Below are 12,037 nucleotides of genomic sequence, written 5' to 3' on the forward strand. Positions count from 1 at the left end.
GCAACCTTAACCGCAACTGCCATTTCTGGTGCGACCTTAAACTGGTACGGTACTGCGGCAACCGGAGGTACTGCCTCTGCTACGAAGCCAGTTCCTTCCACCACGACTGTTGGTACCACAACCTATTATGTGAGTCAAAGTATTGGAACTTGTGAAAGTCCTCGCTCAGCTATTGTTGTAAATGTTGCGGCCGCTGCATGTGCAACCCCGGCTCCAACAGTGGCTAACGTTACTTATTGTCTATCCGAAACTGCGACAGCATTAACTGCCACAGGAACAGCTTTAAAATGGTATACTGCTGCAACTGGTGGAACTGCGCTGGCAGCAGCGCCAATCCCTTCAACAACAACTGCTGGTACTGTTTCTTATTACGTTAGCCAAACATTGAATGGCTGCGAAGGTCCCCGGGCAAAAATCGATGTTACTGTAAATCCACAAACACCTGCGCCGACGGTAGCGAATGTGACTTATTGTTTATCAGAAACGCCGGTTGCATTAACCGCGACCGGAACAGCTTTAAAGTGGTATACTGTTGCAACGGGTGGAACCGGAGTAGCAACGGCTCCAATACCGGTAACCACTGCAGCTGGTACTAAGTCATATTACGTTACCCAAACCTTAAATGGCTGCGAAAGTCCTCGTGCCAAAATTGATGTTATTGTAAATCCTCAAACAACTGCTCCGACAATAGGAGTGCCGGTAGTATATTGTTTTAATGAAACTGCAATTCCTCTGACTGCAACAGGAACGGCTTTGAAGTGGTACACAGCAGCAACAGGCGGTACAGCTTTGGCAGCGGCACCCACACCATTAACAACTACAGCCGGCACAACATCTTATTACGTAAGTCAAACTCTTAATACCTGTGAAGGTGCTCGTGCGAAAGTTGATGTTGTTGTGAAGCCACAGGTACCTGCTCCAACCGTTGCCTCCGCAGCTATTGAATATTGTCAATCTGTTATAGCAACACCACTTACTGCGACTCCTGCGACAGGCGCAGTATTAAACTGGTATGGAACAAGTGCCACAGGAGGAACCGCTTCTGCTACTGCCCCAACTCCATCTACTGAAACTGAAGGCACTACGTCTTACTATGTTAATCAAAAAGATGCAGATGGATGTCTAAGCAGCAGAGCAAAAATTGATGTTAAAATCAATGTTACTCCAAAACCTACATTGGCAACATCTTTTGTTGAATATTGTCAGGGTGCTTCTGCCTCACCGCTAAGTGCAACGGGAACTTCTCTTAAATGGTATCTGACATTAACCGATACAAATCCACGTACAACTGCCTTAACTCCTTTTACTGAAAAGGTTGAAGATTATTCTTTCTATGTTACACAAACAGGAACGAATACCTGCGAAAGCCCAAAGGCTGAAATAAAAGTTCATATTAAGCCTTTACCTTCGGCGACTATTTCTGGCAATAACTCAGTGTCTCCGGGGCAGTCGACAACTATTACTGTTAATTTTACAGGTGATGCGCCTTGGTCATACACTTTGTCAAACGGACAAACCGGAACTTCGAGCAACGCTACAACTCAGATAACGGTAACACCGCAAACAACAACCAATTATGTTGTTACGAAAGTTTCCAACGCCTGCGGTGAAGGATTATCCAATGGAGTGGCGGTTGTTACTGTACTTATTCCGACCATTACAACTGGAAATCCATCCGTATCACAGCTTTGTGCCGGAAGAAGTTTTACCATTCCATTCCAAAAATCAGGTGATTTTCCAACTGGGAATGTATTTACAGCACAAATTTCGACTCAGAACGATATAACAAAATTTGTGTCGATACCTTCGGTAGTCAACGGAAGTGTGTTGACTGCAACTATTCCTGATACCGTAAAAGCGGGAAGCTATTTTATCCGCGTCGTAAGTGCGGGACAAGGAAGCACATTGCCTGGCAGTGTAAGTTCTGTAAAAATGACCATCAATCCATTGCCAGTCGCTACAATTACCGGACCATCCAATATTTTGATGGGGCAAACTGCGACACTGAACATTGCTATCACTGGCGACGCCCCCTGGACATTTAATTTAAACGACGGTGCGAAAGATACCTTAATTTCTTCGAGCGTTAGTCCTGTTTCTGTCCGGATTTCACCTAAAACAACGACGATCTATCAGATCACATCAATATCAAATACTTGTGGCGTCGGCAGGGGAGCGGGCACGTTCCGTGTTCAGGTAGATCCTGTACTAGGTGTGGAACCTCCCGTACCCGTAGCTGACTGGTTGAAAATATACCCAACCATGATTGAGAATAAATGTACCGTCGAAATTACCGGCACAATTTCAGCCAAGGAAGCTCTTGTTGAAATTATTGATCTCAATGGACGATCTTTGTCTAAGAAATCTATACGTCAGAAAATTACAGAAGTTGACTTAACATCAAAACCGTCAGGTATGTATTTGTTAAAGGTTCAGAATGGAGACCGCAGTTCGGTACAGCGTATTTTTAAACCATAAGATTCATAGCATAATATTGAAAAGCGGGGAGTATATTGCTTCCCGCTTTTGTTTTAGGTGTAGTTCCCAATTGAACGTTTTACAATGACTTCCGATTTTTTAGACAATTATTTCATGGCCGAAGCACTTCGTCAGGCTCAAAGGGCTTATGACGACGGGGAAATTCCTGTTGGCGCGATTGTTGTAATTGGAGAAAGAATTATAGGTAAAGGGTACAACCAGACTGAACGCCTTAAAGATGTGACTGCGCATGCGGAAATGTTGGCAATAACAGCTGCGTCAGAATATTTAGGTGGCAAGTACCTTCAGGACTGTACTCTATATGTAACTTTGGAGCCTTGTGTCATGTGCGCGGGAGCTTTGTATTGGACGCAAATGAAGCGCGTCGTTTGCGGAGCATCTGATGAAAAACGTGGATTTATTAAGCTTGGCAAGAATGTTTTACATCCTAAAACACAGTTAAAAACGGGTATTCTTGCTGAGGAGAGCCAGGAGTTGCTCCTCAACTTTTTTAAAAGATTAAGAACATAAAGCAGTTTTCTGCTGTTAACTAATTAGAAAGTCATATTCAATAACCAATAAACCTTATTCAGAATGGCATTTACACTTGATCCTTTACCGTACGCAAACAATGCGTTAGAACCGCATTTTGATGCGCTTACAATGGAGATCCATCATGACCGTCACCACCAGGCATATGTTACCAATTTGAATGCGGCAGTAGCAGGAACTGAGCTGGAAGGTAAAACTATAGAAGAGATTATCAAAAATATCAGCAAGGCTCCGGCACCGGTTCGTAACAATGGTGGTGGGCACTGGAATCATACATTCTTCTGGAAATCACTTTCGGCAAATGGCGGTGGCGAACCTGTTGGAGAATTAGGGAAAGCAATCACAGCAAAATTTGGTTCTTTTTCTGCTTTCAAAGATGAGTTCAAAAAAGCGTCGATCGGACGTTTTGGTTCAGGATGGGCTTGGTTGATCGTGAAAGATGGCGGTGAAATTGCTATCACTTCATCTCCGAATCAGGACAACCCGCTAATGGATATCGCTGAAACGAAAGGCACACCGGTAATTGGTCTAGACGTGTGGGAACATGCTTATTATCTGAAATATCAAAATAAACGTCCTGATTATATCGATGCATACTGGAACGTAGTAGACTGGAAAGCTGCTGACGCTCTTTATGTTGCAGCGAAATAACTTTAAAATGAAAAAAAAGGTTTACAGGTTTCTGAAAAAAAATCAGATTTTGTTTGGAAGCTGTAAACCTTTTCCTAATTTTGTGTCCTCAAACGGAGGTTGTAGCTCAGTCGGTTAGAGCGCTAGATTGTGGTTCTAGAGGTCGCGGGTTCGAGACCCGTCTCCCTCCCATTTAGAAGTTTTTAAAATCAACAAAATGCCTGTAAATCAATGATTTACGGGCATTTTTGCTTTCCGGGATATCCCAAAATATTCAGAAATTCCCATCATTTCCAGTGTCATTTGTGGAGTTCGACGAAAAACGCAAAAAAGACGCTGGGAAGTGTTATTTAATTGATTTGCAAGATGTTTATGTGATGGACATCTTGATTTGAAAGCGCAGCGGCTCGATATTTTTATTGCTTAAACGCAAGCGTCATGTTGTAAAACAGTTTTGGCATGTTGTATTATTTATCTTGAAAGGGCACTACAAAAATCAGTGAAGATCCGATGCTCGGAAGGAGATGTTGAGCGAGGGCCAGCTTTTTCGATTGTTCGTAAATAGCTAGTAGCTAATGAAAGTTTTGTGAATTTTTTCCATAGTCAAATTGCTGTTTTTTATGCTGCTTGCTTAATCTACAACAGAATATTCACTTGGCGTTTTTCCAAAATGTTTTTTAAACTCCTTGCTGAAATATTTCCTGTCATCGTATCCGACTGCATAAGCTACCTCATAAATTGTCATATTATGCTGTTGTAGAAGCTGAGCCGCTTTTTTTAACCTAATAGACTTTAAAAAGTCATTGACCGACATATTGGTAACGGCTTTGAGCTTTTTATAGAGCACCGACTGACTCATACCAATTTTATCCGAAAGCATGGCAACGCCAAATTCAGGATTGTCCATAAGCTCTTCTGTGATCTGTAGAATCTTATTGATAAACTGTTCATCAACGGTGTTGATCGGGATATTCTGCGGCTCCAAAGTTACCTGTCGGCTGTATTTTTGCCTCATTAGTTCACGCGCCGTTAGTAAATTTCTGAGACTCAATTCCAGGACCTGAAGACTGAAAGGTTTTGAAATATATGCGTCTGCTCCCGTTTTCAGGCCGCTTACCTGATGACTGACAGAAGCTTTGGCAGTTAGTAATATCACCGGAATATGACTGGTCCTTTCATCTGTTTTTAGTTTTTTACATAGCGTAAGCCCATCCATTTCAGCCATCATTACGTCACTGATGATCAGATCCGGGATCAGTTCAATGGCAGACTCCCAGCCCTGCTCTCCATTTTCTGCCTGAAAAACTTCATATATTCCAGATAAAGATTCAGCTAAAAATGACCTGACCTCAGCATTATCCTCAACAAGCAAAACGGTCAGTTTTTCTCCTGTTGATGTTTGAATGAACTTGTTTTCAGCAATGTCTTCTACAAATGAAGTTGCTCTGCCTTCCTGTAAAACCATGTCCGTCCGTAACTGCCCGGGAGCAAAATGAGTCTTCCCTTTTAACAGTGTTATGGTAAAACAAGTCCTGCCCGTTTTGTTGTTTTGAGCAACTTTACTTTCTACAGCCAGGCTTCCATGATGCAGTTCAACAATACTTTTGGACAAAGCAAGACCGATACCATAACCGGTATTCTGATTTCCGTGATCATAAACCTGGAAAAAATTGACAAAAAGTTTGTTCAGGTACTGAGGTGCTATGCCCTTGCCGTTATCCACAACCCTGATGTCCACAGAATTTTCTTTCTCCTCAACAAGTATTTCAATCCTTCCTCCATCCTGTGTAAACTTGTAAGCATTACTGAGAATGTTGAAGAATACTTTCTCCATTTGTTCGACATCAAAATAAATATCAATTTTTTCTGCATTGCTTTTAAAAACAGATTTGATCTCACGGTATTCTGAGGGAAAGCTAAAATCACCAAATATATCTTTCAGAAACGGGATAATATCATTTTGACTTACCTGTAATTTGAGATGATTGGTCTCTGCCTTTCGAAAATCCATAAGCTCACTGACCAGTTTCAGCAACCTGTCTGCGTTTTTTCTTACCTGCATCAAATGTGACTGAATGAGTGAATCTTCTTTTTTTACCATGATCAATTTTTCAACAGGTCCCTGTATCAGCGTTAAATGTGTCCTGATTTCATGCGAAACATTGGTAAAAAAATCAAGCTTGATCTGATGCAGCTCGTGCTCCCGGCGGAACAATGCGCTGAGATAGAAATAACGTGTCACAAACAAAATAGCTGATGTTATGACGATGAAGTACAAACAATATGCCCACCAGGTTTTCCATATCGGGGGTAAAACGTGGATGACTAAACGCGCGGGCTCCGTACTCCACACCCCGTCGTTATTAGCACCCTTCACCACAAAAGTATAAGTCCCTGATGGCAGGTTTGTGTAAGTTGCAGAAGAAGTACGTACATAATTCCAGTCCTTTTCAAATCCTTCCAACTGATAAGCGTACTTATTTTTATCCGGTTTGATGTAATTAAGAAGGGCAAAATCAATGGTGAAAATATTCTGGTCATGGGAAAAAGTTATCTCCTTCGTGATGCTGATATCCTTTTCAAGCAAACCATCCTCAGCGCCTATAGAGACCGGTTTATTGAAAAGTTTGAGGGATGTCAGCACTACCGGTACAACAAACTCGTTGGTCTGAATTTTATGTGGAAAAAAGCTGACCAGACCGTTCAGTCCGCCAAAGAACATCTCACCTGTTTTATCTTTGTAATAGGTGTTAGCCGTAAATTCATTGCCCGGCAAGCCGTCTGATACTGTATAATTTTTAAAATTTTCCTTTTTGATGTCAAATTTTGACAGCCCGTCCGAAGTACTCAGCCACAGATTCCCTTTATCATCATCTAAAATACCGAGTACGTTGTCGTTAGGAAGGCCATTTTTTTGTTTATAGGTGATAAAAGTATTTACTTTTCTGTCAAAACGTGTCAGTCCCCCGTAATAAGCTCCAATCCAAATGATACCCGAGGCATCCTCAATGACGCAGTTGATTATGTTTGGAAACCTGTTTTTTGAAGTTTTAATTTTGGAGTCCATCCAGACGATTTTTGTGGAATCGGCAGTGAGCATGTTAAGCCCTTCGGTTGTTCCAATCCATACATTCCCCTTGGAATCTTCGTAAAAATTGCGGATAAAGTTTCCGCTGAGCTTGAATGGACTTTTTGTATTGATATTAAAATGGTGAAATTTACCTGTTTTTCTGTCTAGCAAATCGACACCATTTTGATCTGTACCTACCCAGATCCGCCCACGGGTATCTTCCATAACTGCGCTCACATTATCCGAACTTATTGAAGAATTGTCGTCAGGATTATTTCTGAACGCCGTAAATTTTTTACTAACAGGATCATAGCGATTTAAACCACCCAAGTGCGTGGCAATCCACAGGTTTTTGTCATCGTCCTGAGCAATGCCTTTGACAAGATTGGAGGAAATGCCTGGCGAAATATTGGATCCATTCTTGAAATTTGTAACGATTCCCGTTTTATCATCGAGATAATTGAATCCGCCTCCTTCGGTGCCAACCAGCAGGTCGCCGTTTTTATCCCGGGTAACCGAGCTTACCACATTATGGTTGATACTGTATTTTGATTTTCCCGTACGGAAAATCCTGAACGGCGTTTCGTGCGAGTAGACTATGTTGACGCCATTGTAATACGTCCCTAGCCAGATACTTCCGCTTTTATCCTGAAAAATAGCATACAGCGAGTTCTGGCTCAAACTCGTTCTGTTTTCGGGCTCATGCTGATATGACTTAAACGTGAGGTTTACAGGATCCATAATACTCAACCCTTCCAGCGTCCCGATCCAAAGATTGCCTTTTTTATCAGTAAGAATCCTTCTGATATTATTGTGGATCAGACCACTGCCATTTACTTGGTGCTGAAAACGGGTAAAATTGGACTGAGTGATATTGAAGCGATTAAGTCCGCCGTTTTTTGTGCCAATCCAGATATTTTTTTGCTTGTCTTCCGCTATTGACGTGACAAAATTATCGCTCAGGCTGCCTTTATCAGAAGCAAAATTTTTGAAATTATAATACCGGATTTCTTTGCTCTCAAATACCATTTTAGTCAGTCCTTGTGTCGTTCCGATCCATAACTGGTGTTTCGAATCTTCAAAGATCGTACGAATGTCCAATCCTGCAAGCCCGTTTTGATATGAATTAAAGGCATATTTATTGCGACCTTTTAGCCGATTCAAGCCTTTGTTTGTCCCAACCCACAGGATTCCTCTGCTATCTTCAAAGAGGCAATTGATAATATTGCTGCTAAGCTTGTTTTGTTCCGTAGAATCGGCCACCAGAAAAGAAGTGAAGGAATCTGTCTCTGGCATGTACTTATTTAGGCCATAACTAGTCCCGAACCACAATCCATTCTTCGAGTCGTTTAGTGCGCAGAGTACATAGTTTCCGGATAATGTAGCCTTGTTACCGGGATCATTCTTGTAAATTTTGAATCCCCGTCCATCGAATTTATTTAAGCCATAACTCGTGCCCAGCCATATAAAACCTGTGTGGTCCTGGGCAATCGCAAGCACGGAATTTTGGGATAAACCATTTTCAGAATTGAGATTATTAAATACCAGCTGCTGCCCCAAACCTTTGATCTGAAAGCACAGAACCGTTGCGAACATTATCACAATGCTCAGTTTTGTTTTTTGTGGAAAGGATAAAAAACAAAGCAGGTTCATAGGTACACAGCCATTTTCGTTTCAAGAAAGGATACAAAGATAGGTTCGCAAATGAGATAAACAGCCCTCTCCATTTTTAAATATTTGTCGATTCGATTGTAATCTAAGGAGCATATTTTTATCACTAAAAGGCGATGAAATTGTGTCTCCGCGGAAAAGTACCCCCATTCCAACAGGATTTTCGCCCTGTGAGCTCAGCCTGATTACGGAATTTTGTTTGACTATTCCTGAATCAAACAAAATAATCCACTTTCAAAACCCAAAAACTCAATGAAGTATTCTACTAATCCAAAAAAAATTACCCTCCGGCATCTCCCGCCGCTATTGAGCCGGCTCAACGGCCATCTCGCTGCGCACTTAACAGCAGGCACACGTCTGATTGTTGCTATTGTTGTCCTACTATTTATCTGCGGTTCCGTTCAGGCAGCACATCCCTCAAATGTGAGTTTTGCCATCGGCAATGCAGCAGAAATTTCCGGCAAAGTTACAGACGAAAAAGGTGAGGCATTACCCGGAGTGAGTGTGGTCGTAAAAGGATCACAGCAGGGAACCGTCACTGATGCTGATGGAAAATTCAGGTTATCCCTTACGGATGGGAATGACAAATTTCTTGTATTCAGTTTTGTTGGCTACGATTCAAAGGAACTGCCAGTCGGTAGCCAAACCAACTTGGATGTAAGCCTTACGCCATCTACAAGTACATTAAATGAAGTAATGGTTGTCGGTTACGGAACACAGAAAAAAGTGAATATGACCGGCTCGGTGGCAGCTGTTGCAGCGAAGGATATTGAAAACCGGCCGGTAACCAATCTTTCCTCTTCACTGGCAGGTCTTGCACCGGGTGTAAGCGTTCAGCAGGGATCCGGTAAACCCGGCTCCGATGGCGCCACCATTAGGATACGAGGTACAGGAACCTTGAATAATAACGATCCGCTTATTATTGTAGATGGTATCATCAGCTCTATGGATGCCGTAAATCCCAATGACGTAGAGAGCATGTCTATTCTCAAAGATGCTGCTTCAGCTTCTATATACGGATCACTTGCTGGAAATGGGGTTGTGCTGATCACCACCAAAAAAGGCTCTAAAAACAAACTCACTGTCAACTATACCGGTATGGTTTCCGTGGCAAAGCCGATCAACCTGATTAAACAGGTGACCGATTACAGCCGTCATATGAATCTGATTAATGAAGGCTACCGTAATCTGGGTCAAAATAACTTATTTTCGCAAGGTACTATCGATGCGTGGCAGGCAGCAGCGGCTGATCCGAATGGCGTTACCGCTAATGGGGTGCCCAACGCTATCGCATATCCCAACACCGACTGGATAAATACTGTGTTTGAGAACAACATTGTTCAGAATCACAACATTTCTGTTAATGGAGGAACAGAAAAAGCGTCCTATCTACTTTCTGCCGGATATCTTAATAACCCCGGAACAATGCCCAATACAGGAACAAAACGCTATCAGCTAAGGGCTAATCTTGAAACCAGAATCAATAAATTTATTACCATTGGCACACAGACGTATGCATCCATTCAGTCATATGACATGGGTAATACCTCAACAGCGTTTAATTTCCTAAGACAAACTACTCCCGGTGTAGTTCCCTTTTATGACGGCAGATATGGTTTCGCACAGGCACCAGAAGAATCCGCCACTGCCAATAACATTCTGTCATATTTCAATGATACAGGCGGCTCCAATCAACAAAGCAGATTCAATACCACGCTATACACCACTTTGAACCTGGTTAAGGGGCTGGCTTTTGAAGCACGTTACAATTATCAGACTCGCTTTCAGGAATCCAATTCCCACACAAACCCGATAGACAGATGGAACTTTGCCACCAATACAGTTAAGTCATTTGCCGCCACGCCGGATAAGCTCAGCACGAATTATTCCTTTAATAAGGATTATGCAACTACAACCGATCTGGTATTGCGCTACAACGCAGAGGCTGGTGCTCATGCATTCGGGGGGCTTGCCGGTTATAATGAGTATTATTTCAACTATTACAACACTGGTGCAAGTATGCTTGGGCTGGTCGACTATGACATAACCACGCTGGGTTCAGGCACGGCGATGTCGGCTATCAGCGGAACGGAATATGACAGATCCATGCGCTCTTTCTTCGGTAGAGTGAATTACGCCTACAAAGACCGGTATTTATTGGAGGCCAATCTGCGTTATGACGGTTCTTCGAAGTTCGCACCTTCCAATCGCTGGGGCATATTTCCTTCTTTCTCAGCCGGATGGCGTTTGTCAGAAGAGCCTTTTATGAAAAATCTGAACAATCATATTCAGAACCTCAAACTGAGGGCTTCCTGGGGGAAATTGGGTAACAACAACATGAACGCTGATTTGAGTCGTGGAAATTATGATTACCAGGCTGTATACAATACTGTTGGCTACTCATTTAATGCAATCGCGGCCACAGGCCTTTGGCAGGGAAAATTCGCGAATCAAAATCTTAAATGGGAAAGCACAACAGTTACCGGGCTGGGTCTGGAAGGTGCTGTGCTGAAGGGTGCTCTTAATTTCGAGATTGACCTGTATCGCAAATACACCGATGGAATCCTTACCACTCCTCCTATACAGCTGGTATTGGGAACCGCTACGGCGCCTACCCAAAACACTGCCGCAGTGTTGAACAAAGGTATTGAACTTACGCTTGGATATCGGGGTAAGGCCGGCCAGATCAGTTATGGACTGACGGGTAATTTTGCCTACAATTACAACAGAATCGATAAGTTTAAAGGGAGACTTGCAGAGGGCTGGACGGATGTAAACGGCACCAGAACTTACTCATCCAATCTGGGGGATGTATCTACGGGCGGTGATAATAGAATACTTGAAGGACACACCATTGATGCGTTTCACATTCAAACATTGTACAGCGGAAATGGCTCTGGCACCAATACCGATGGAACAGTCAATATAAACGGCGGACCGAAGGACGGAATGATCCGCACTGCTCAGGATATGGCCTGGCTTGAAGCCATGACAGCTGCGGGATATAGCTTTCAACCGGGTGGTGGTATCGGAAAAGCCAGGATTTACTACGGAGATCTGATTTATGCAGACAACAATGGGGATGGTATCTATGGAAATAGTTACGACAAAAAGTTTACCGGGACCAATAGAACTCCAAAATATAACTTCGGTCTCAGAGGAGATATTTCCTGGAAAGGAATCGATGTATCGATGCTCTGGTCTGCAAGCACGGGATTCCAGTATGTGTGGAATGTAACGGGCTACAATAATTCCATCGTTCAGAACGGCTTCTCCATACCGCTCGATGTTGCAGACAACCACTATTACTACAACGACGCAAATCCATCTGACCCAGCCAACAATATCTATGGGAAAAGCCCCAGGTTGAAAAATACAACCGATGCGCAAAATAATGTTTCCAGCACTTACTGGCTCTATGATGCGAGTTATATTAAACTTAAAAACCTGCAGATAGGCTACACACTCCCGCAATCCATTGCAGCTAAAGCAGCCATTAGCCGGGTTAGGGTATATCTGTCCGGTGAAAATCTGCTGCTACTAACCAAATACCCCGGTATGGATCCCGAAATAGGCGCAAGCGTCGATTATCCTACACTTAAACAATTCGCATTAGGTATCAACCTGACGTTTTAA

Annotated in this window: 5 protein-coding genes and 1 tRNA gene; 5 read left to right on the top strand and 1 reads right to left on the bottom strand. The window is 42.8% G+C overall.

What is annotated here, in order from left to right:
• From BMY70_RS26940 to BMY70_RS26955, 4 genes are all read left to right on the top strand, one after another.
• On the top strand, positions 1–2,478 hold a 2,478-nt coding region (locus BMY70_RS26940; RefSeq protein WP_090340868.1), incomplete at its 5' end, for an Ig-like domain-containing protein.
• 84 nt (positions 2,479–2,562) lie between these two features.
• Positions 2,563–3,009: a nucleoside deaminase gene (locus BMY70_RS26945; protein WP_090340870.1), complete on the top strand. Its 447-nt coding sequence runs from the start codon at positions 2,563–2,565 to the stop codon at positions 3,007–3,009.
• Between the two features lie 63 nt (positions 3,010–3,072).
• The gene (locus BMY70_RS26950; RefSeq protein WP_090340872.1) at positions 3,073–3,681 is read left to right on the top strand and encodes a superoxide dismutase; all 609 of its coding nucleotides are present in this window, start codon (positions 3,073–3,075) and stop codon (positions 3,679–3,681) included.
• 94 nt (positions 3,682–3,775) lie between these two features.
• Positions 3,776–3,851, top strand: a tRNA-His gene (locus tag BMY70_RS26955).
• 440 nt (positions 3,852–4,291) lie between these two features.
• Here BMY70_RS26955 and BMY70_RS26960 read toward each other — a convergent pair.
• Positions 4,292–8,326: a hybrid sensor histidine kinase/response regulator transcription factor gene (locus tag BMY70_RS26960; protein WP_177197140.1), complete on the bottom strand. Its 4,035-nt coding sequence runs from the start codon at positions 8,324–8,326 to the stop codon at positions 4,292–4,294.
• 327 nt (positions 8,327–8,653) lie between these two features.
• Between BMY70_RS26960 and BMY70_RS26965 the strand changes: the two genes are divergently transcribed.
• A complete protein-coding gene (locus BMY70_RS26965; RefSeq protein ID WP_090340876.1) occupies positions 8,654–12,037 on the top strand; it encodes a SusC/RagA family TonB-linked outer membrane protein in 3,384 nt (1,127 codons plus the stop codon).

Origin of the sequence: Dyadobacter koreensis, assembly GCF_900108855.1 — a bacterium.
GTDB lineage: Bacteria > Bacteroidota > Bacteroidia > Cytophagales > Spirosomataceae > Dyadobacter > Dyadobacter koreensis.